This window comes from Streptomyces sp. NPDC026538, from assembly GCF_055567535.1.
Genome location: NZ_JBVHQG010000011.1, coordinates 301,704 through 322,097, shown reverse-complemented (window position 1 = coordinate 322,097; position 20,394 = coordinate 301,704). Strand labels below are relative to the sequence as shown.

Annotated in this window: 21 protein-coding genes; 15 read left to right on the top strand and 6 right to left on the bottom strand. The window is 71.3% G+C overall.

All coding sequences use genetic code 11. The features are described from left to right. Positions 1-320 precede the first annotated feature (320 nt). Entirely contained in the window at positions 321-881 is a 561-nt protein-coding gene (locus ACZ4N4_RS36620) for a glycoside hydrolase family 25 protein (RefSeq protein ID WP_467596979.1), read from the bottom strand. A 142-nt stretch (positions 882-1,023) separates the two neighbouring features. After that, positions 1,024-2,061, bottom strand: coding sequence for a phosphatidylinositol-specific phospholipase C domain-containing protein (locus ACZ4N4_RS36615; protein WP_467596976.1), 1,038 nt, complete (start codon positions 2,059-2,061; stop codon positions 1,024-1,026). A gap of 188 nt (positions 2,062-2,249) precedes the next feature. Here ACZ4N4_RS36615 and ACZ4N4_RS36610 point away from each other — a divergent pair, with 188 nt between their 5' ends. The 3 genes from ACZ4N4_RS36610 to ACZ4N4_RS36600 are packed head-to-tail and all read left to right on the top strand — an operon-like array spanning position 2,250 to position 3,257. Continuing rightward, positions 2,250-2,576, top strand: coding sequence for a PadR family transcriptional regulator (locus tag ACZ4N4_RS36610; protein ID WP_453573271.1), 327 nt, complete (start codon positions 2,250-2,252; stop codon positions 2,574-2,576). Next, entirely contained in the window at positions 2,573-2,929 is a 357-nt protein-coding gene (locus tag ACZ4N4_RS36605; RefSeq protein WP_467596973.1) for a DUF1048 domain-containing protein, read from the top strand. Before ACZ4N4_RS36610 ends, ACZ4N4_RS36605 begins: the two co-directional genes overlap by 4 nt. 1 nt (position 2,930) lies before the next feature. Beyond that, positions 2,931-3,257, top strand: a complete 327-nt coding sequence (locus tag ACZ4N4_RS36600; protein ID WP_467596970.1) for a DUF1048 domain-containing protein — start codon at positions 2,931-2,933, stop codon at positions 3,255-3,257. A gap of 25 nt (positions 3,258-3,282) precedes the next feature. On the opposite strand, the gene ACZ4N4_RS36595 is transcribed toward ACZ4N4_RS36600, so the two are convergent. Together ACZ4N4_RS36595 and ACZ4N4_RS36590 are read right to left on the bottom strand one after the other, a co-directional pair. Next, positions 3,283-3,663 carry a hypothetical protein gene (locus ACZ4N4_RS36595; protein ID WP_467596967.1) on the bottom strand — a complete coding sequence of 127 codons (381 nt, stop codon included), beginning with the start codon at positions 3,661-3,663 and terminating at the stop codon, positions 3,283-3,285. Positions 3,664-3,715: 52 nt separating this feature from the next. Then, on the bottom strand, positions 3,716-5,221 hold the full coding sequence (locus tag ACZ4N4_RS36590) for an amino acid adenylation domain-containing protein (RefSeq protein ID WP_467596965.1): 1,506 nt from the start codon (positions 5,219-5,221) through the stop codon (positions 3,716-3,718). 194 nt (positions 5,222-5,415) lie between these two features. Between ACZ4N4_RS36590 and ACZ4N4_RS36585 the strand changes: the two genes are divergently transcribed. From ACZ4N4_RS36585 to ACZ4N4_RS36530, 12 genes are all read left to right on the top strand, one after another. Continuing rightward, entirely contained in the window at positions 5,416-6,159 is a 744-nt protein-coding gene (locus tag ACZ4N4_RS36585) for an alpha/beta fold hydrolase (protein WP_467596962.1), read from the top strand. Next, positions 6,156-7,394 (top strand): MFS transporter, encoded by a 1,239-nt coding sequence (locus ACZ4N4_RS36580; protein WP_467596959.1) that lies wholly within the window; start codon positions 6,156-6,158, stop codon positions 7,392-7,394. The genes ACZ4N4_RS36585 and ACZ4N4_RS36580 overlap by 4 nt, the downstream gene beginning before the upstream one ends. A gap of 44 nt (positions 7,395-7,438) precedes the next feature. Next, a complete protein-coding gene (locus ACZ4N4_RS36575; RefSeq protein WP_467596956.1) occupies positions 7,439-8,518 on the top strand; it encodes a thioesterase domain-containing protein in 1,080 nt (359 codons plus the stop codon). Then, positions 8,515-9,006, top strand: coding sequence for a tRNA (N6-threonylcarbamoyladenosine(37)-N6)-methyltransferase TrmO (tsaA, locus tag ACZ4N4_RS36570; protein WP_467596953.1), 492 nt, complete (start codon positions 8,515-8,517; stop codon positions 9,004-9,006). Before ACZ4N4_RS36575 ends, tsaA begins: the two co-directional genes overlap by 4 nt. A gap of 74 nt (positions 9,007-9,080) precedes the next feature. Then, the gene (locus ACZ4N4_RS36565) at positions 9,081-10,553 is read left to right on the top strand and encodes a radical SAM protein (protein WP_467596950.1); all 1,473 of its coding nucleotides are present in this window, start codon (positions 9,081-9,083) and stop codon (positions 10,551-10,553) included. Between the two features lie 2 nt (positions 10,554-10,555). Then, positions 10,556-11,602: a PLP-dependent transferase gene (locus ACZ4N4_RS36560; protein WP_467596947.1), complete on the top strand. Its 1,047-nt coding sequence runs from the start codon at positions 10,556-10,558 to the stop codon at positions 11,600-11,602. Then, complete coding sequence (locus tag ACZ4N4_RS36555) at positions 11,602-12,612, top strand: hypothetical protein (protein WP_467596944.1); 1,011 nt, start codon at positions 11,602-11,604, stop codon at positions 12,610-12,612. The genes ACZ4N4_RS36560 and ACZ4N4_RS36555 overlap by 1 nt, the downstream gene beginning before the upstream one ends. 40 nt (positions 12,613-12,652) lie before the next feature. Continuing rightward, positions 12,653-13,402 (top strand): class I SAM-dependent methyltransferase, encoded by a 750-nt coding sequence (locus tag ACZ4N4_RS36550; protein WP_467596941.1) that lies wholly within the window; start codon positions 12,653-12,655, stop codon positions 13,400-13,402. A gap of 5 nt (positions 13,403-13,407) precedes the next feature. Next, entirely contained in the window at positions 13,408-14,691 is a 1,284-nt protein-coding gene (locus tag ACZ4N4_RS36545; protein WP_467596939.1) for an ATP-grasp domain-containing protein, read from the top strand. Positions 14,692-14,720: 29 nt separating this feature from the next. After that, positions 14,721-15,206, top strand: a complete 486-nt coding sequence (locus ACZ4N4_RS36540; protein ID WP_467596936.1) for an SAM-dependent methyltransferase — start codon at positions 14,721-14,723, stop codon at positions 15,204-15,206. An 88-nt stretch (positions 15,207-15,294) separates the two neighbouring features. Then, positions 15,295-16,443: an ATP-grasp domain-containing protein gene (locus ACZ4N4_RS36535; protein WP_467596933.1), complete on the top strand. Its 1,149-nt coding sequence runs from the start codon at positions 15,295-15,297 to the stop codon at positions 16,441-16,443. A 79-nt stretch (positions 16,444-16,522) separates the two neighbouring features. Next, positions 16,523-16,678, top strand: coding sequence for a hypothetical protein (locus tag ACZ4N4_RS36530; RefSeq protein WP_467596930.1), 156 nt, complete (start codon positions 16,523-16,525; stop codon positions 16,676-16,678). Here the strand turns inward: ACZ4N4_RS36530 and ACZ4N4_RS36525 are convergent. Then, positions 16,668-19,739: an AfsR/SARP family transcriptional regulator gene (locus tag ACZ4N4_RS36525; protein ID WP_467596927.1), complete on the bottom strand. Its 3,072-nt coding sequence runs from the start codon at positions 19,737-19,739 to the stop codon at positions 16,668-16,670. The two genes, ACZ4N4_RS36530 and ACZ4N4_RS36525, sit on opposite strands and share 11 nt — an antisense overlap. A 145-nt stretch (positions 19,740-19,884) precedes the next feature. After that, positions 19,885-20,364 carry a response regulator transcription factor gene (locus ACZ4N4_RS36520; protein WP_453386084.1) on the bottom strand — a complete coding sequence of 160 codons (480 nt, stop codon included), beginning with the start codon at positions 20,362-20,364 and terminating at the stop codon, positions 19,885-19,887. Between the last annotated feature and the right edge of the window lie 30 nt (positions 20,365-20,394).

Genomic DNA, 20,394 nt, shown 5'->3' with positions numbered 1-20,394 from the left:
CGAAGTGGGGCCCGGGGTTTCCCGCACCCGGGCCGGGAGCGGCGCGCTGTGCGCCATATGGCGTAGACGTGGGCGCCGGCACGTTCTATCCAGGACACGGCAGGCCGCGCCCGGCGGCCGGGGCGCGGTCACCGGCGGCCCGGTGCCACCCGTACTCCCCGTGGGCTCGGGGGAACCGTCACGTGCGAGAGCGAGACCGGGGGACGCCTCCGGCACGGGCGGGGCCACGGGGACGGCCGGCGGCGGGACCGATCCGGGGAGCCCGGTCCCGTCGCCCGCGCCGCGTCGGGCGACGGTCGGGACCAGTCCTCGGGTCGCGCTCAATCGCCCTTCTTCGCCCAGGAGGTGAGGGCCGCCTTGCTGGCGAAGTCCGCCACGTTCTTGTCGTGCGGGTCGCTGGTGTACTGGTGGAAACGCCACTTGGCCTCGATGCGCGGGTGGCCGGCGCTGACGTAGTCGGCGATCCAGAGGCCGTCGCCGGCGAACGAGGTGGTGTCGACGTTCAGCCAGAAGTTGCGGTTGGTGTAGAGCACCACCCGGTGGCTCGGCCGCAGTTCCTGCACTGATCGGATGAAACGATCCTTCTCGGAGTTGCTCGCGTGGGTGCCGTCGCCGGTGGTCTCCCAGTCGACGGCGAGGATCTCGCCCGCCTTCTCGGGGGCGTGCTTGACGAAGTACTCGGCCTGGGCGGTGATGTTGCCCGGCCAGAGGAAGTGGTAGTAGCCGACGACCAGTCCGGCGTCGCGGCCCGTCTTGGTCTGGGCGGCGAGCTTGGGATTGACGTACGAACGCCCCTCCGTCGCCTTGATGAAGACGAAGGAGAGGCCGTCCGTGTCGTAGGCGGAGGACTGGTACGCGCTCACGTCGATTCCGTGCAGCATGTGGGGGGACTCCCTGGGTGCCGATGGGGGAGAGGGGAGAGCGGGGAGAGCGGGGAGAGGCAGGAGTGGGGGGCAGGAAATGCAAGTGTGCATTCCGTATTCCCAGTATCGGCACCGGCGATCCGCGTGGGCGCGTGATTTGTCAGCTCCGGGTGGCCACCTGGCCGAGCACGGCCGCCGACTTCGTCGACCAGTCCGAGGTGATGATGCCGGCGTGGTCGGCCGCGAGCAGCGCGAGCCGTGCGGCGACCTCCGCGTCGGTCGGGCTGGTCGAGGAGATCGCCGGTGAGACGTTGTAGGCGTCCGTCATGATCAGGATGTAGTGGTTCGTGGAGTAGAACGACGTGTCGTAGCCGTTGTTGACGTAGGTCGCGGCGTCGCCGTCGAAGAACACGAACCAGGGCCGGATGCCGGCGTCGTACCGGCTGGTGCGCGGGTCCCCGTTCGCGGCGCCCAGCACGGCCGGGAAGGCCTGGGCCGCGGAGATCTGCCCGGCGGCGTACAGGTCCCGGAGATGGTCGCCGTACTCCTCGTCCGTCCAGTAGTGGTCGAACGGGTTTGCCTGCTCCACCGTGCCCGGGATCAGCTCGAAGACGAACTTGCCCTTGAGCGCGTCCCGGGTGGGCCACGCGTCGGCCTTGGCGGCGGCGTCGAGCGTGGGGTAGGAGGAGCCGAGCAGGTCGGCGGGCTTGTACACGCTGCTGCCGAGCTTCTGGGAGACGAGCGTGTCGAACTCGTCGGGCCCGAGGCCCACGTTGTTGTTGAACCCGACCTTCAGCTCGACCTTGACCACGATGGGCGCGTGGTCCGGGTGCAGTTGCTCCCAGGCGGCCATGTTGTCGAGGCAGCTGCCCAGGTCCTGGTTCCGGCTCTGGCTGTACAACTCGCCGGGCGTGTCGGCGTGTTCGCAGTTGTTGTCGTTGCCGAACGGGTTGCTGTGGCTGACCCGCCACCGCTTGGTGATGCTGTCCGCGTACACGTCCAGCTCCAGCAGCGAGGCCCCGGAGTCCAGCGCCTGCGCCCAGTAGGTGTACTTGTCCTTCTCGTACGCGTTGTGCGTGCCGATGGCGGTGGTTCCGGAGAACTTCGTCGAACCCGTGTCCGCGTGCGCGGTGCCGGGCACCACCAGGAACAGTGCCCCGGCGGCGGCGACCGTCGCCAGCCGTCTGAGAACCCGCATGACCCAACTCCCTCGGTTTGATGGTGAGTTGGCGGCAGCGTAGAAGCAGGCGGTTACTGCGCGGTAGCCCCAGGGGGAACGTGGATGGGCCGGTGCCCCCCACGTGCTGCTCGCTGGGCTACTCGGTGATACCGTATAGTGGTACTCGGTACTACGTAGTACCGGGGGGATCGCAGAGGGGCCCCGTGGTGGACGACCTGACGGAGATGTTGAAGGGCACGCTCGAGGGCTGCGTGCTGGAGATCGTCGGCAGGGAGGAGACCTACGGGTACGCCATCACGCGCCGGCTCAATGAACTCGGCTTCGCCGACGTCATCGAGGGCACGGTCTACACCATCCTGCTGCGACTGGAGAAGAACGGGCTCGTGCAGGTGACGAAGCGGCCGTCCGGGTTGGGCCCGCCGCGCAAGTTCTATGCGCTCAACGACGCGGGGCGCGCGGAACTCGCGAGGTTCTGGGTGAAATGGGAGTACCTCTCCGCACGGATCGACAAGCTCAAGGAGGGCGGGCGATGAACTTCTGGGAGACCGTTACCGGCAGCGACCTCACCCGGGAATGGAAGGCGTTCGAAGCCCGGGCCGGGGCATTGCCGGCCGACCACCGGGCGGCGTGGGACCAGATCAAGGCCCACCTCTTCCCCTACGGGGACTTCACGGGCCGCAACCTGATGCCGATCCTCGACGGTGCCCTGGGGCTGCTCGAGGAGACGGCGGCGGACGGACAGAGCGTTCACGAGGTGCTGGGCGACGACGTCGCGGGCTTCTGCGCGGCGCTGGCCGGCGGAGAAGGGGCTCGGAGCTATCGCGACCGGTGGCGCGAGCAGTTGAACAGGAACGTCGCCAGGAAACTGGGCCGGCTGGGAGGCTGACGTGGGCATCCAGGACATCATCGAAGGCAAGAAGCAGTGGCGAGCGCACATGGCGCGGGTCAAGGCACTCCCGGCGGACTATCAGATCGTCTACAGGGAGATGCAGAAGTACCTCTTCAAGGTTGGACCGGTCGACCTGTCCGACGGAACCCTGCTCCCCGGGATTGTCGATTTCTTCGAAGAGGGCATCGCGTCCGGCCAGGGCGTCCTGGAACTCATCGGCGACGACGTCGCTGCCTTCTGCGACGACCTGATCAAGGACTCGCGCACCTACGCGGACGTCTACCAGGAGTCCATCAGCGGGAAATCCGGCACGGCCGAGAAGTAGGACCGACCGGCAAAGAGGATCTCTCTCACGAGGTCTGGGGCGCGTCCCCCGCCCAGACCTCGCCCCGGACCAGCAACTCGCCCGCCACGGCGCGCCGCACGGCGAGGTAGACCTCGTCGGCCGGCGCGCCCAGCAGGCCGCTCAGCTCGTCGCGCAGCAGCCGCAGCAGGCGCCCCACGGTCTCCCGCGGATACGTCTCCTTGCAGGTGACGAAGCCGATGGGGGCGTACGGCCCCGACGGGCGCTGCCACTCCGGGCGGTGCACCGCGTCGGGGTCGAGCCGCTGCCAGGTCACCCAGCAGTGCTCCGGCTGAATGCCGAGCAATCCGGTGACCGCCTTGGCGATCCCGGCGAGAGCGGGGTTGCCGGGGCTCGGGTCGGGTGACATCAGGGTGATGACGGGCATGGGGCGGCGCCTCTCTGGAAGGGGCTCTCGACGACGGGAAGCGAGGGGACGGTCAGCTCGGGAGCAGTGCCAGCAGTCCGGTGCGGTCGACCTTGCCGTTCGCGGTGACCGGCAGCCGGTCCACGCGGTGGACGACGTCCGGGACGGCGTGGGCGGGCAGCAGCAGGCCGAGGGAGCCGCGCAGCGCCGAGGGGTTGTCCGCGGTGTCGTCGGCGGACGTGTAGAACAGCGCGAGCCGGTCGAAGTTGCCCAGCTGGCCGGGGACGGGCACGGCCGCACAGTGGGTGATCCCGGGCAGCCGGGCCGCGTGTGCCTCGATCTCCTCGGGCTCGATGCGGTAACCGCGGATCTTGACCTGGCGGTCGGTGCGTCCGGTGAAGTGGAGGACGCCGTCGGCATCGCGCAGGCCCCGGTCGCCGGTCCGGTAGTGGCGCAGGGGCCCGCCCCCGACGTCGCCTGCGCGGAAGCGTGCGGCGGTCAGGTCCGGGTCGCCGAGGTAGCCGTGTGCGAGGCCGGCGCCGCTGACGCACAGCTCGCCCACGGCGCCGGGCGGGCACACCGCGCCGTCGTCGTCCAGGACGTGCACCTCGGTGCCGGGGACCTCGCGGCCGATGGGGACGCCGTTCGGCGCGTCGCAGTCCCGCGCCTCGATGGGATGGACGGTGGCGAACACACAACTCTCCACCGGGCCGTACCCGTTGTACAGCCGGACCCCGGCGTGCTGCGCGAGGAAGTCGCGGACGTGGGCGGTCGACAGCTTCTCGCCGCCGATGTAGAGCAGGTCCAGGCCCTTGAAGCAGTCCGGGTCGATCTCGGTGAAGAGGTTGAAGAGGGAGGCCGTCAGCCAGGCGGTGTTGACTCCGCGGTTGTCGATCGCCGCGCGCAGGGTGTCCGGGAGGAGGTAGTCCTCCCGGGCCGTGACGCAGGCGCCGCCGGTGGTGAGCGTTCCCCACAGTTCGAGGGAGAAGGCGTCCCAGGCTGCGGGCGCCGCCTGCAGCATGACGGTGCCTGGCCCGAAGCCGAGCGGTCCGTCCGGGGTGAACAGCCGGGTGGTGGCCGCGTGCGGTGACACGACTCCCTTGGGGGTGCCGCTGGTGCCGGAGGTGAAGAAGACCGCCGCGGGAGCGTCGACCGGACCGTCGTACGGCACGAACGACACTTCGTCCGGGTCGGGTTGAACCGTCAGGTCCGTCGGGGGCCGCCACACCGCATGCCCTGCGGCACCCGCCTCCGAGTCCGTCACCAGCACGGGGGCGCCCAACTGCCGCAGCACGCCGTCGATCCGTTCCTGTGGCCACCGGGGGCTCAGGGCCGCGTAGCCGGCGCCGCACTTGAGCACCGCGAGCAGTGCGACGTACAGCCGGGCGGAGCGCGGCAGGAGTACGGGAACAAGCGTGCCCGGTCCGGCGCCGGACGAGGCCAGCTGCCGTGCCCAGGCGTCTGCCGCCGTGTCCAGCGCCGCGTAGTCGAGGCACAGGTCGCCGTCCACCACGGCGAGGGCGCGGGGCGTCGTCCGGGCCCGGTGTGCGACGGCCCGGTGTATGAGCTCGACTCCCATGGAGGACCCTCCGTTTCTGTCGGCGGAACGACGACCGCGTCGCCGGAATCGCGGCAGCCCTCAGCAGGTATAGGGGCCGCTCATACCCGGTGTCACGTACCCGATTCCGGGGACGGTGGCCGCTGTTGACGTCGCGGCGGGCCGGTCGTGAATCTTATGGGACCGCGGCCGTCATTTCTCGAAGGGGTTTGTCGATGAAGGCCTTCCTGCCGGAAGCACGAATTCTTCCCCGCCCACTTCTGGCCGGCAGCGGTGTCGAACTGCTGGACTACGACGCCGTCCCCGGCCTGCCGGGGGGCGGCGGAGCGCCCGGGAGCATGCTCCTGCTGCACGGATTCGGCGGCGACAAGCGGCAGTTGCGGCCGGTCGGCGACGCGCTGTGCCCCAAGGGCTCCGCGGCCGTCTACCCCTCCCTGCGCGCCCACGGCGACAGCCACCAGCCCGCCTGGGGCTACTCGGTGCTGGACTTCGCGGCCGACCTGCACCGCTTCGGCGACGTCCTGCCGGACGGCCTGCACCTGGTCGGCTACTCGTACGGAGGGTTGGTGGCGGCCGTGTCCGCGGTCACCTGGGGCGCCTCCCGGGTGCGCAGTGTGGTGGTCGTCGACCAGTCCTTCGACGCCCACCCGGACCTGCACGTCGCGGACGAGTGGGCCGAGGGAAGTCTGCTGCGCTGGACCTACGACTTCGGGCACCTTCCGGGCCTGCTGGAGCGGCTGGGAATTCCCCTTCTGGTGCTGGCCGCGGCCGACAGCCGCAACATTCCGGCCGACGAGCAAGAACGCCTTTCGCGGCGCGACAGCGCTTTGTTCCGGATGGAATTCATCAAGGGCTCCCATGCCGACTGCTATCGCAACACGGACGAGATCACCTCGGCCATGCGCGCTTTCTACCGGGACCATTTCCCAGCCGTCCGCAAGGAGGACGAAACCTCATGAAAGTCTCCTTTGTCGAGGAGGGGCCCGCGCGCACCCTGGTGCTGGGACAGCTCGTCAACGCCGTCGGAAACGGTGTCTTCCTGACGTGCTCCGCGCTCTACTTCGTGCGGATCGTCGGTTTCTCACCGGCCCAGCTGGGCCTCGGTCTCAGCATCGCCGGGATCGCGGGCCTGTTCGCCGGAGTTCCCTTCGGCCACCTTGCGGACCGCAGGGGCCCGCGCGGCACTTCGGCGGCGCTGCTGGCGCTGGCCGGCCTCGCCACTGCCGCCTACCTCACGACCGACTCGTATCCCCTGTTCGTCGTGATCGCCTTCCTCTACGCGCTGTTCGAGCGGGGCGCGTACGCGGCGCGTCAGGCGCTGATCCCGGCGGTACTGACCGGTGAGAGCCTCGTCCGGGTCCGGGCCAAGATCCGTGTGGTCACCAACGTGGGTGTGTCGGCGGGAGCGGCGCTGGGCGGTCTCGCCCTGCTGTGGGACACCAAGGCGGCCTATCAGATCGTCTTCGCCGGGAACGCGGTGAGCTTCGTCGTGTGCGGGCTGCTGTTCCTGCGGCTGCCCGCCGCGCCGCCCGCGTCGGAGCGGAAGCCGGGCGAGCCGCGGCTCGCGGTGCTGCGCGACACCCCGTATGCGGTCCTCGCCCTGATCAACATGGTGATGCTGCTGCACATCCCGATCCTGGAGGTGATCCTCCCGCTCTGGATCGCGCTGCGCACCGACGCCCCGCACTCGCTCACCGCAGTCCTGCTGCTGTGCAACACCCTCGCCGTGGTGGCCCTCCAGGTGCCCCTCACCAAGCGGATCGACGCCCTGGAGCCGGCCGTGCGCGCCTTCCGGGTGGCGGGCGTGGTGCTGCTCGGCTGCTGCGCGGCCTTCGCCCTGTCGGCCGGCCGTGGCGCGGTGGTGGCGACGGGGGTACTGGTGGTGGCCGCGGGGCTGCACGTCTACGGCGAGATGGTGCAGTCGGCGGGCTCCTGGCTGATCGGCTACGAACTCGCCCCCGCCGACAAACAGGGCCAGTACCAGGGCCTCTTCAACACCGGGATCGCCGCCGTCCAGATGTTCGGCCCGGTCTCGCTGACCCTGCTCCTCATCGACTGGGGCACCCCCGGCTGGCTGCTGCTCGGCGCGGTGTTCCTGGTCGGCGGGCTGTCGATGGCACCGGCCGTGCGTTGGGCGCAGAGCCGACAGGCCGGTACCCCGGCGGCCGATCCGGCTGCGCTCACCGCCGGTTGAGCGGTTCGGGCGTCCCGTACAACACCACCCGATGGGGGAAATCGATGGTCAACCCCGAACCCACCGTGCCGTCGAGCGGCGTCGGCCGCGACGGTGTGGAACTCCAACTATGCGACGTGTGGCGCAAGTTGCTGAAACGTGACGACGTCGGCATCCACGACGACTTCTTCTCGCTGGGCGGCCACTCGCTGCTCGCCATCAAGCTCACCGTGGAGGTGCGCCGGCTCTTCCAGGTCGATCTCACCGCCGCCGACCTGCTGTCCGCGGCCACGGTCGCACAGCTCGCGGAGATCGTCCGGCGCGGAACGGCGGACCGTCAGGGCCAGTTGGTGAGGATCCAGGCCGGTTCGGGCGGCAGCCCCGTCTACGCCCTGCCGCCGGTGTCCGGGACCGTGCTGCTGTACCCGCCGATCGCTCGGGCCATGGGCCTGGACCAGCCATTCTGGGCCGTGCAGTCGATCGGCCTGCTGCCCGGCGAGGAGCCCCTCGGCTCACTGGAGGAGATCTCCGAAGCCTTCATCGACCAGATGGCCGCCGTCCATCCGGAGGACGCCGAGTGGAATCTGATCGGCTACTCCATGGGCGGCCTGCTCGCCTACGAGACCGCCCGTCGGCTCAAGGAGCGCGGCGAGCGCGTCGGCCTGGTCGGGCTGCTCGACACCCGTATCACCGTCGAGCCCAGCGGTGACCCGGACTTCGCCCTGCGCGCCCTGCTGTGGCGTGGGCTCAAGCTGGAACTGGACATCGACTGGCTGCGTGGCCTCGCCCCTGAGACCCGGGCGCGGGAACTGGTGGAACGCGCCGTCGCCGCGGGCACCATGCCCGCCGACTTCGACGCCGACCGGCTACGCCGCATGATCGATATGTACCAGTTCAACCTCGACGCCCTGGCCGCGTACCGGGTGGGGTCCTACGACGGTACGGTCACCGTCTTCCGCGTCGAGGACCGGTCCATGGAGGGCGGCACCCTCCCCGACGACCTGGGCTGGGGCGAGTTCGCCGCCCGCGCGGTGGTCTGCGACGTACCCGGCGACCACTTCACGATGGTCGAGCCCGGCCAGGTCGAGGTCCTGGGCCGTCGCCTGCGCGAGCAGCTCGGCCTGGTCGGCAGCGCGGCCTCATGAGCACGGCCGGCAGGGCCACACCCACGTACGGCTTCCGGCCGGTCGGCGTCGTCCGCTCGCCACGCACCGCGCCCCAGCACGACCACTGGGGCCAGGTCACCTCGCGGATCGAGCTGGACCCCGGCCTGTTCCAGCCCGAGGCCGTGACCGGTCTGGAGGAGTTCTCGCACCTCGAAGTGGTCTTCCACTTCCACCTCGTCGCCGAGTCCGACGCGGTCACCGGAGCGGTCCACCCCAGGGGCCGCACCGATCTGCCGCGCCTCGGCATCCTCGCCCAGCGGCTCAAGGAGCGCCCCAACCGGCTCGGCGTCTCGCGCTGCGAACTGGTCCGCGTCGACGGCCTCACCCTGCACGTCCGCGCCCTCGACGCCCTGGAAGGCACCCCGGTCCTCGACATCAAGCCGTACCAGCGGCTCTTCCACCCGGACCCGGAGACCATCCGCGAACCGGCGTGGCTCCACGAGGCGATGTCCGCCTACTACCTCTGACGCTTCTCGACCTCCGCCCCGCCATCCGGCCACAAGCCGGCGTGGGGCTCCGTCCACAGCCAAGGAGACCCACCATGTCCGTCCTCACCAACGGTACTGGCGCCGCCCCGGTTGACCTCGAGCTCAACCTCGGCCGCCTTCTCGACCGCAACCCCCAGCTGCAGATCCCCCGCGACGAGTACAACATCAACGTCACCTCGAACGAGGGCGAGCGGCTCGACAGCGACGAACTCGCCGCCGAGTACGGCAGGTTCCCGGGAGCGGGCCTCCCGGCACACCTGTACTTCCACCTCCCGCTGTGCAACTACATCTGTCACTTCTGCAACTACGTGAAACGGCTGGTGCCGCGCGGCAAGGAGGACGGCGCGCTGCGCCTGTGGTCCGACCTGCTGATCGACGAGTCCCGCCGCTACCTGGACCGCTTCGACTGGATACCCCGGGCCCGCATCGAGTCCTTCTACATAGGCGGCGGCACCGCGGCCCTGCTGCTCAACAGCCCCGAGTACATCGAGCCGTTGGTGCGGCACGTGCGGGAGAACTACGAGCTCTCGGACGACATCGAGTTCAACATCGAGGGCAACCCGGAGAACTTCCAGCACCATCACCTGGAGTCCGCACGGGAGTTGGGCTTCAACCGGTTCAGCCTCGGTGTGCAGTCGCTGCAGGACGAGGTCAACGACCTCACCAAGCGCCGTCACTCCTCCGCTCAGTCCATCGAGGCGATCGAGAACCTCCTCGCCACGGGCTGCCCGTTCAACGTCGACATGATGTTCGGCCTGCCGTACCAGACCCCGGAATCGGTCCGCCGTGACATGCGGATCCTCACCGACCTCGGCGTGCCGACCATCACCATCTACCGGTTGCGCAACGCCGACCGAGAGGAGATGGGCATCGGCAACCGGGCCGTGTGGAACAACCCGGCCGTGCGCGAACGCCTCATCGCCGAGGGCCGCTTCCCCGACCTGGACTCGACGTACGCGATGCGGCAGGAGGCTGTCGAGGTCCTGCTGGAGCAGGGGTACTACCCGAGCCCATGCGGCTGGTGGAGCCGCCCGGGTACGTACGAGGGCGGCAACATCCCGCAGACGTCGAAGAACAAATGGGAGCACTACAACACCATGATCGCGTACGGTCCCGGCGCCTACGGCTGGCTGACCGGCGACGAGGAGGAGTTCCTCCAGACCCACAACATCACCGACATCAGCAAGTACGTCTCCTTCATGCAGCGCGACGAGGGCCTGCCGCTCAACTTCGGCCGGCGCCTGTCCGGGCACAAGGCCATCGGCACCGCGCTCGGCTTCAACTTCAAGGCCAACCAGCCGATCGTCCTCGACCGCTACAAGCAGCGGTTCGGCGCCGACCTGCTCACCATGGAGCCCTTCGGCTCCGCCTTCGCCGAACTGCTGGAGCGGGGGCTGGTCGAGATGGTGAACGACGACAGCGCGATCAAGCCGACCCTGGACGGCGAGGCGCTGCACGAGGAGATCATCTTCCACTACTTCCACCAGCGCATCGGCCTGTCCGACGCGCCCGTGTGCCGGCGGTGACCGTGCGAGCGACGACATCGACGACCGCCCCCGCCTCCCCGGCCCACGGTTCGGGCCGCCGGGTCGAGGCCGCCTTCGCCGCCCTGCACGGCGCCGACAACGCGCTGCTCGTGCCCGGTGTCGTGGCCGCCACCACGGCCACGCTGCTCGCGCTGACCAACCCGGGCGGCCACATCATCGCCTCCGACCAGACCGGGGACCCGCTGCGCTCCGTCCTGACCCGGGAACTCGCCGGCCTCGGCCGCACGGTGACCTTCGTCGACTGCACGGACGCCGACGCGGTCGTCGCCGCTGTCGAGCCCGCCACGCAGGTCGTCTACGTACCGTCCCTCAGCGACCCGCTGATGAAGCCGGCCCCGCTCAACGAGATCGCCATCCACGCCCAGATGAACGACCTGCTGCTGGCCGTGGACAACACCGGGCTCTCGCCCGCCGAGCTGCGGCCGCTGGAGACCGGCGCCGTGGTCGTCATCGAGGACACGGCGCCCTACCTCGACGGCTGGTCGGAGGTGGGTGCCGCTCTGGTCACCGGCCTGGACCGCTATCTGCCGAGGATCGCCGAGCAGTGCGCCCGGCTCGGCGGCGAGGTGGACGCCTGGGCCGCCCATCTGCTGGAACGCTCCCTGTCCACGCTCCACCTCCGCCTGACCGCGCAGCGGGACGGCGCCGAGCGGGTCGCCGGGGCGCTGCGCGCGCATCCCGCCGTACGGCAGGTGCACCGGCCGTCGTTCGAGGAGTCGCCGTGGGCCCTGGAGACTCATCGGGGCTTCGGCGGACTGCTGTCCTTCGAGGTCGTACCGGAGATCAGCGACCTGTCCGGGGTCCTGGCCGTGTGCGGCGAGGAAGGCGACGGGACGCCGCTGGCCACCGCGGCGCGGCTCCCGGCCCGCACCACCCATGCCCACCTGAGCGAGCGGGTCCGCCAGGAGGCGGGCATCTCACGCCGGCTGGTCCGGCTGTCGGTGGGCGTCGACGACACCGACGGGCTCATACGACGGCTGCGGCGGGCCCTGGACGCGGCCCTGCAGCAGAACGAGGGAGGCCAGTGATGCTGAACGGCGTCGACCTGCGCGCCCGGCAGGCCCTGGCCGAGCAGATCCGCGAGGACTCCTGGGAGGCGCAGCTGAGCATGGGCGTGGCCGCGCAGCGGGCGACGGCCGACCGCTGCCGGGTGCGCACCGATCCGATGCGGCTCGGCTCCACCCGGGTCGCCCGCGCCTTCGGTATGGACCAGTGCCGCGGACCCGGCGCGGGCGACTCCCTCGACCCGGTCGGCTCGCTGCTGGTGGCGTTGGGCGCGTCCGTCGCGGACAGTCTGGTCACCGAGCTGACCGCCGAGGGGTGCAGCCCGGCGCTGCTGGAGGTGCTGCCGTGCGCGCAGTTCGCGGCGGACGGTGCCGCACGGCTGTCGTACGAGATACGGCTCGACGGCGAGGTGACGCCCGAGCAGGCGCGGCGAGCGCTCGCCGCGGCCCGCGAGCGGGGCAGCGCCCACCGCACCCTTGAGGAGCCCAACGACATCAAGGCGGTGGTGCAGACCGCCCGGGACGTGCACCTCACCAGCCGTCCCATGCCGTCCGGCACCGGGCCCTTCGTGCCCGGACGGCGGCGCTCGGCACGGGTGATGTGGGAGGTGGGCACCCACGTCCTGGCCGAAGTGGACGGCGTGCGGGCCGAGTCCGACCAGCCCAAGCAGCTGTTCGGCGCCGATCTCGCGCCGAGTGCACAGGAGTACTTCCTGGCCGCGCTGGCGGCGGAGGCGCTCGGCTTCGCCGACCCGGGCGAGGCCGCCACGACTCCGGACGCCTCGACCGCCTCGGTCCACGCCTCCGGCCGTATCGACCTGCGCGGCCCTTACTCCACCCAGGACGTCCCGGCCGGGCTGCGCAACATCCTCGTCCAGCTGCTGCCCGCCGACCCCACCGAGGAGGACCGCGCGGCGGCCGACGCCGTGCGTCGCTGGCTCGCCGAGGGCGACGCCCTGCGGCTGGTCCGGGACGCGCACACCATCGATGTCTCCCTGGTGCTCGACGGCACGCCGGTCACCCTCACGACCTGAACCGCATGAACCGTACGAAACCGAACGAAGGAGCCCCGCCGTGCCCCGTGAATGGGACGCCAAGACGTACGACTCGCTTCCCCTGCCGCACCAGCAGTGGGGCAAGCGCACTCTCGGCCGGCTGAACCTCAAGGGCGGTGAGACCGTCCTCGACGCCGGCTGCGGCACGGGGCGCGACACGGCCGCACTGCTCGACCTGGTACCGGACGGCCGGGTGATCGGTATCGACGGGTCCAGCCGGATGCTGGATCAGCTCCGGGTGAAGCTGGCCGACCGCCTCGACCGGGTCGAGGCGATCAACGCCGACCTCACCAAGCCCCTGCCGATCACGGGCCAGGTCGACGCGATCACCAGCGTGGCCACGTTCCACTGGATCACCGATCACGCCGCCCTCTTCCACAACCTGGCGCGATATCTGCGTCCGGGCGGCCAGTTCGTCGCCGAGTGCGGCGGCCAGGGCAACGTCGCGCTGATCAACGCGGCCGTCGAGGAGGTGCTCGGCGCCACCGAGGAGAAGCAGAAGGTCTGGTACTTCGCCGGCGTCGAGGAGACCACCGAGCGGCTGGAGAACGCCGGGTTCACCGACATCGAGGTCAACCTGCTGCCCGACCCGGCGCGCCTGGAGCCCGGCGAGCAGCTGTGGAGCTATCTCGCCACCGTCGTCCTCGGCTCCCACCTGGACCGCCTCCCCGAGGCCGACCACGAGGACTTCGTCCGCTCGGTCGCCGCCCGCCTGCCCGAGCCGGCCGTCGACTACGTCCGCCTGAACATCACCGCCCGCCGGACCTGACGGCCGTGACCGCCCTCCCCACCCTCCTGGTCGTCCACGATCAGGGCTCCGCCGGTCCCCTGCGCATCCTGTCCTCGGCCAGGGGTCTGTGCCGGGTCGTCTTCCTCTGCGAGGCCGAGCAGCCTTCGGTGGCCGCCGAGTTGCGGCAGGTCGTGGGGCACGCCGAGGTCGTCGACATCGGCGGGCTCGGCGAGGCGGAGGTCTGCCGGCTCGCCGCGGGGCTGTCTCCCGACGGCGTCGTGACCTTCAGCGAGTACCGGCTGCGTCTCACCGCCGCCGTGGCCGCCCACTGCGGGCTGCGGTTCCACTCGCCCGAGGTGGCGGCCGGCCTCACCGACAAGTTCCGCCAGCGTCAGGCCCTGGCCGGCGTCCAGGACACCGCGTGCGTCCTGGTGCGGTACCCCGGCGACTGTGCCGGCGCCCTCACCCGGGTGGGCACGCCCGCTGTGCTCAAGCCGCGCCACGGCGCGGGCAGCGTGGACACCTGCCTGGTCGGCTCGCCCGCCGAGTGCCGGGCAAGGCTGGCGGAGTTCACCCGGTGGGCGCCGCGGGACTTCGTCCTGGAGGAGTACCTGCGGGGCGACCCGGCGCTCGCGGACTCGGAGTGGGGCGACTACGTCTCCGTCGAGTCCCTGGTCGTCGACGGCGAGCCCCGTACCGTCGCCGTCACCGGGAAGCCGCCGCTGGTCGCGCCGTTCCGGGAGACGGGTCACATCCTGCCCGCGCCGGTCCCGGCGGCCCTGGCGGCGGACGTGGTGGAGCTCGAACAGCGGGCGCTGCGGGGGCTGGGCATCCGGCACGGCGTCACCCACACCGAGGTCAAGCTGACCGCCGACGGGCCGCGGATCATCGAGGTCAACGGGCGGCTCGGCGGATTCGTCGCCGAGATCGTGCACCGGCGGACGGGCCACGACATGGTGGCGTCGGCGCTGCGCCTGGCCCTGGGCCTGCCCGTCACGGCGCCGGAGCCGCTGCTGCCGGGGCGGGCAGCGGTCCCGGTGGCCTTCCAGTACCTGCTGATCCCGCCCGCGGACCCGGTGTCCCCGGGCTCCCTCTCGCTCCTCGACGCGCTGGAGGACCTGCCCGGCGTCGACCTGGTCGACGTCTCCCCGCTCGACGGTCACCACGCGGACTGGCGCAGGGGCACGCTCGGCGCGCTCGGCGTGGTCTACGGAACCGTCGGTGACCACCTCCAACTCGCGGCACTCCTAAAGGAGTTGGGGACACGCGTGGAGATCTTCTGGTACGGCTTCGCGACCGCCCCTGCAGTACGCTCGGGCGCCGAGTGACACAAGAACTCCGATGAAAGGCACGGCAGATGTCTGAGAAGAGCTCCTCCACCGAGGTGGTCTCGATTCCGGTGGGCCGAGTGGTCGGCGGCCGGGAGGAGGTCAAGGACGACGACTGGGGCACGGTCGAGGCCGTCATCCGCCTGGACGCAGAGCAGTTCGGCGCGGACGCGCTGGCCGGCCTGGACGCCTTCTCCCACCTGGAGATCGTCTACCACTTCGACCGCGTCCCCGTCACGAAGATCGAGACCGGTGCCCGCCACCCGCGCGGCAATACCGACTGGCCGCTGATCGGCATCTTCGCCCAGCGCGGCAAGAACCGCCCCAACCGCATCGGGGTCTCCCGCTGTCGTCTGCTGCGCACCGACGGACTCGACCTGTACGTCCAGGGCCTGGACGCCGTCGACGGCACCCCCGTCCTCGACATCAAGCCCTACATGAGCGAGTTCGGCCCCCAGGGCGGCACCACCACCCAGCCCGACTGGGCCACCGAGATCATGCGCCGCTACTACTGACGCGCCACGACCAGTGAGGTGCCTCGACTCCTGAGGCGCCCTACCCCTGAGGAGACCTGTGTCCCGCCGCCTGTTGACTCCGGAGCCAGTGAGCGAGAACCCGCGCCGGGTCCTGCTGCTGTGTCCGGACACCCGGGTACGGGAGGCTGCGGCGGACGTGGGGCTCGACATCTGGTCGGTCGAGGGTCCGGCGGGCACCGGGCGCTCTGCCGCGCGCAGGGTGCCCGTGGACCTCGACGACGCGGACGCCCTGTACTCGGCCCTGGTAGGCACCGCCCGTGCGCACGAGATCGGGCACATCGTGTATCTGGGCGACGCGGAGGCGCTCCACCGGGCCGTCGAGCGGGCCCTCGCCGACGTGGCGCCCCCGCGCGCTCAGGCGCTGCGCCGACTGCGGGATCCGGCGCTCATGCGACGGATCCTCAACCAGAGCCGGGTGTCGGTGGTCAGGGCCGTGCCGGCCTCGACCCCCCGGGCCGTCCGCGCGCTGGTCGAGGACTTCCCGCTGCCGGTGGCCGTCAAGTCGGGCCCGGTCCCGCGGACCGCCGTCATCCGTGGCGGGGACGACCTCGAACGCTGGCTGGCCGGCGCCCCCGCCGGACCCCATCTCGTCGAGGAGCTCCTGACCGGACCGCAGGTCAGCGTGGACACGCTCACCCGCGAGGGTATGCACGAGGTGACCGCCTTGACCGCCCGGCAACGCGCCGGTGGCCTACTGCTGCATCCGGCCGCCCTGTCAGAGGCCGACCAGGTCGAGATCCGTGCCATGGTGCGGGCCCTGCTGGATCTGGCGGGGCTCCAGTCCGGGCCCGCCCACACCGAGGTGGTCGTCACCGCGAACGGCCCGCGGATCGCCGCCTCCAGCGGCCGGCTGGGCGCGTGGCCCGTCCGGCGCCTGGTGCGGGCGTCGACCGGCCGCGCCCCGGAGGAGGACGTTCTGGCGGCCCTGGCCGGGTCGCCGTTCCGCCGTCCGGCGCCCGGCCGACCGGCGGCTCTCGTCCGCCTGGCACCGCGCCGCCCCGGTGCCGACCTGGGGGCGGCGCTGAGCGACCTGGCCGGGATGCGGCAGGTCGACGGCGTCCGGATGGTGGAGGCCGACGCGGACACTCCCGAGCACGTCGAGGTCGTCGTGCACGGCGTTTCGCACCAGGAGGTGGTCGAGCGGCTCGCCGCCGTACGCCGGCGCTGGGAGAGCGGGTACCGCACGGGCGCTGACACCGGATCCGGGAGGCGGTAACGAGACGGGACCGGTACGGGAAGGGCCGCGCCCAGCATGGCGACCACACCACAGACGGCACCGGTCACCAAGGAGACTCATGCGCACCATGCTGGCCACCCTCATCGGCGTTCTCTGTTCGACGGCCCTGGCCCTCGGCCTGGGCGCGGCGGTCGACGGCTCGTCCGCCGACGCCGTGCCCAGTGCCCACCACGTCCTCGCGGACAACCAGGGGCCGACGGTGCTCACGCCCTGAGGCGGTCGTCGACCAGCGGCACGGGGCAGCCCATGGATTCGAGGAGCACCGCGGCCGCCGCCCGGTGCTCCTGGGCCAGGGCGGTGTCGCCGAGCACCTCGGCCACGTCGGCCATTCCGCCCAGCGCCCGCGCCTGCTCCGCGCGGTACCCGATGGCGGTGGCGAGTTCATGGGCGTGGGCGTGCAGGGACAGGGCCTTGTCGTGCTCGACGCGACGCAGGCAGAACTCGCCGATGAGGTTCTCGACCTTCGCCTGCCGCGTCGGACTGCCGCTCACGTGCGCGAGCTGCAGCGCCCGACGGGCGAAGCCGGCCGCCTGGGCCGGCCGGCCCAGGCGCTCGCCGACCCAGGCGGACAGGGCGAGGGCCAGCGCGACGTCCCCCGGCGGGCTGGAGGAGTCGCACAAGGCGCGCGCCTGCTCCAGGCACTGGTGGGCGTCCTCGTGCCGGCCGAGCCCGATGTGGGCGAAGGCCAGGTCGGTCAGCGCCATCACATGGTTGTCGCGGTAGTCGAAGCCCCGGTGCAGCTCCAGGGCCTGACGCGCAGCGGTCGCGGCCTCCTCGCACCTGCCCCACTGGACGTACAGGGTGGAGAGGTTGGTGAGCGTCTCGGCCTCGGCCCGCGGGATGTCCAGCTCCCGCTCCAGGGCGATCGCGCGCTCCAGATGCCGCAGCGCCTCCGGGTGCCGCCCGAGCACGGTCAGCAGCAGGCCGATGGTGGACTCGCCGTGGGCCTCGGTGTGCTGGTCATGCAGGCGTACGGCGACGTCCCGTGCCTCCGTGGCCACCGTGAGGCCCTCGTCGAAGTGCCCCAGCTTCCAGCAGGCGACCCCGAGGTTGGACAGGCTGACCCCCAGCAGCGCCAGGTCCTCCAGCCGCCGCGCGGCCTCGACGGCGGTCCGGCCGACGTCCCTGAACTCCTTGAACTGGCCCCGGGCGTTGAGCCGGAAGACGATGTTGCGGGTCAGGCACACCGTGTGGCGGTCGAGGCCGCCCCGGTACGCGAGGGAGATGGCGGCGACCAGGTTGCCGTGCTCCCGGTCGAACCAGCCGGCGGCGTGATCCGCGTCCGCGAACCGCGGCTGGTCGCCGCAGTAGTCGGGTATCCCCGTGGAGCGCCGCCGGCGTCCGCTGAAGAGCAGTTCGCAGGCCGCCTCGGTGGTCGTGACGTAGTAGTCCATCAGGCGCCGTACGGCCGAGAGGTCGTCCTGCGCGTTGTCCGGGCCGCACTGGCTCTGCGCGAAGTTGTGCACCAGGTCGTGGAACCGGTACAGGCCGATGGCGGGCTGCTGCAGCAGGTGCACGTCCAGCAGCCGTTCCAGGATCAGCTCCGCGTCGCGTCTGTCCGTGCCGAGGAGGGCGGCGGCCGCGTACACGTCGATGTCGGCACCCGGGTGCAGGCCCAGGATGCGGAAGGCGACGCGGTGTTCCTCGTCCATGATCTGGTACGACAGCCGCAGGGACGCCGCGACGCTGCGCTCCCCGGCGCTGAGCTCCTCCAGCCGGCGGGTCTCGTCCCGCAACCGGTCGACCAGGTACTCCACGGTCCACCGGGGCCGGTTGCGCAGCCGGGCGGCGACGATGCGCAGGGCCAGCGGGAGACGGCCGCACAGCCGGACCAGTTCGGCCGTCGCGGCCGGCTCCGCCGCCACCCGCGTGGCGCCGAGGACCTCCTCGATCAGCAGCATGCTGTCCTCGTGGGACATCGGGCCGATCGAGAACCACTCGGCTCCGTCGAGGTCGACCAGCCGCGCCCGGCTGGTGACCAGGACCAGGCAGCCGTGCGCGGCGGGCAGCAGGGGCAGGACCTGGCCGACGTCCAGGGCGTTGTCGACGAACAGCAGCAGCCGGCGGTGGGCCAGCGTGGAGCGCCACAGCGCGGTACGGCCCGCCAGGTCGTCGGGTATCCGGTCGCCCGGCGTGCCCACAGCCCTGAGCAGGACGTCCAGGGCGGTGGCCGGGGCGACCGGGGACTCGCCGGGGGTGAAGCCGCGCAGGTCGAGATGGAGTTGGCCGTCGGGGAAGTCGGTGGCCACCTGGTGGGCCGCGCGGACGGCGAGCGTGGTCTTCCCGCTGCCGCCCATTCCGTCGATCGCGACGATACGGCTGTGCCGTCGGCCCTGCTGCCCACCACCCCTGATGCCCTCGACCAGGGTGTCCAGCTCCTGCTTGCGGCCGGTGAAGTCGGAGAGGTCGTAGGGGAGGGTGCAGGGAGCATCGGACCGGCCGGGCGCGGGCATCGCGGGAGCGGGCAGGGGCGACGGCTCGGGGGGTGGCGGCAGCCGGAGTCCGGGGGCGGCCAGTTCGGGCGCCTCGCGCAGGATCGCGGCGTACAACTCGCCCAGCCGCGGCCCGGGGTCGATACCGAGCTCCTCCAGGAGCAGCTCACGTACCCTCTGGTACTCCTCCAGGGCCTCCGCCTGGCGGCCGGTGCGGTACAGCGCCAGCATCAGCTGGCCGCGCAGGGTCTCGCGCAGGGGGTTCTGGGCGATGAGGTCACGCAGGTCGCCGATCAGTCCGGCGGCATCGCCGAGCCCGAGGCGCAGGTCGAAGAGCTGCTCGGCGGCGGCCAGCCGGCGCTCGTCGAGCGTGGTGCCGGCGGCCTGGATGACGGCACTTCCGGTGTCCGCCATGACGGACCCGCGCCACAGCCCGAGCGCCTGGCCCAGGGCCCGGGCCGCCTCGCGCGGGCTGCCGGCGGAGACGGCCCGTCCCGCGTCGCGCAGGTGGTTGCCGAACTCGGTCAGGTCCAGTTCTCCGTCGGCCAACACCGCCCGGTAGCCAGGCCCGTCGGTGACGATCACCCGGCCGCCGTGCGGCACGCGCCGGCGCAGGTCGGCGACGGCTTTGCGGATCTGGTGTGCGGCGGTGGCCGGGGGATCGCCGTCCCACGCGGCCTGGACCAGGCGCGCCACCGGCACCACCCGGCCCGGTTCGAGCAGTAGGGTCGTCAGAACGCGTTCCTGGATCGCTCCGCCCAGGCGCAGCCGCGTGGCTCCGGACCAGCCTTCGAGCGGTCCCAGGATGTTGAACCGTAGATTTCCGTCTCCCTGTTCGGACATGGATACTCTGCCCCCGTTGTCCAGAAGGCCCAGCTAGGGGCCTTCTCAGCAGGCCCTGGTGGGGCCTCGACTGGGGATCATAAGAGTTTTGCCGAGCGGTGGATACGGTCAAATTCACAGTTCCCAGCCGGGGGTAAACGTTTGTTCAAAGTGGCGTCAAGCCGATGGCGATCCGGGTGAGTTCGGCCTTGTTCCCCACGCTGAACTTCGACCGCACCCGCTTGACGTAGGTGTCGACGGTGTGGGAGCTGATCCCGATGCGCCGCGCCACCTGCCCGTGCGTCATCCCAAGTGCGATGAACCGCAGCACCTCCCGCTCCCGCGGGGACAGCGTGGCGACGGCCGAACGCTCCGCCCCGGACGCCGTCGCGAGCCGCGCCGTCGCCTCGGACACCGACCGCAGCACCTCTTCAGCCGTCGCGTCCGCCCGTACCACCACAGTGCCGGGTGACTCGGGCGCTCCGTCCGCCAGGCCCTCCCCGACGACCAGGAGGTCGATCCGCTCCCCGGCCGCGGGAAGCCCGTCGGTCGAGGTGAAGACCACCTCGGAGGACGACTGGGTGCTCAGCAGGTGCGCCAGGCCCATGAGCACCAGCGGTCGCCGATCGCATATCGCTGTTCGCATGGGGCAACCGTCCGCCCACGCCTTCCCGAA

Coding starts and splice junctions, on each gene's coding strand:
- ACZ4N4_RS36580 (WP_467596959.1), top strand. CDS start 6,156: ATGAAAGTCTCCTTTGTCGAGGAGGGGCCCGCGCGCACCCTGGTGCTG.
- ACZ4N4_RS36620 (WP_467596979.1), bottom strand. CDS start 881: ATGCTGCACGGAATCGACGTGAGCGCGTACCAGTCCTCCGCCTACGAC.
- ACZ4N4_RS36595 (WP_467596967.1), bottom strand. CDS start 3,663: ATGCCCGTCATCACCCTGATGTCACCCGACCCGAGCCCCGGCAACCCC.
- ACZ4N4_RS36590 (WP_467596965.1), bottom strand. CDS start 5,221: ATGGGAGTCGAGCTCATACACCGGGCCGTCGCACACCGGGCCCGGACG.
- ACZ4N4_RS36585 (WP_467596962.1), top strand. CDS start 5,416: ATGAAGGCCTTCCTGCCGGAAGCACGAATTCTTCCCCGCCCACTTCTG.
- ACZ4N4_RS36530 (WP_467596930.1), top strand. CDS start 16,523: ATGCGCACCATGCTGGCCACCCTCATCGGCGTTCTCTGTTCGACGGCC.
- ACZ4N4_RS36540 (WP_467596936.1), top strand. CDS start 14,721: ATGTCTGAGAAGAGCTCCTCCACCGAGGTGGTCTCGATTCCGGTGGGC.
- ACZ4N4_RS36565 (WP_467596950.1), top strand. CDS start 9,081: ATGTCCGTCCTCACCAACGGTACTGGCGCCGCCCCGGTTGACCTCGAG.
- ACZ4N4_RS36575 (WP_467596956.1), top strand. CDS start 7,439: ATGGTCAACCCCGAACCCACCGTGCCGTCGAGCGGCGTCGGCCGCGAC.
- ACZ4N4_RS36555 (WP_467596944.1), top strand. CDS start 11,602: ATGCTGAACGGCGTCGACCTGCGCGCCCGGCAGGCCCTGGCCGAGCAG.
- ACZ4N4_RS36525 (WP_467596927.1), bottom strand. CDS start 19,739: ATGTCCGAACAGGGAGACGGAAATCTACGGTTCAACATCCTGGGACCG.
- tsaA (WP_467596953.1), top strand. CDS start 8,515: ATGAGCACGGCCGGCAGGGCCACACCCACGTACGGCTTCCGGCCGGTC.
- ACZ4N4_RS36520 (WP_453386084.1), bottom strand. CDS start 20,364: ATGCGAACAGCGATATGCGATCGGCGACCGCTGGTGCTCATGGGCCTG.
- ACZ4N4_RS36615 (WP_467596976.1), bottom strand. CDS start 2,061: ATGCGGGTTCTCAGACGGCTGGCGACGGTCGCCGCCGCCGGGGCACTG.
- ACZ4N4_RS36605 (WP_467596973.1), top strand. CDS start 2,573: ATGAACTTCTGGGAGACCGTTACCGGCAGCGACCTCACCCGGGAATGG.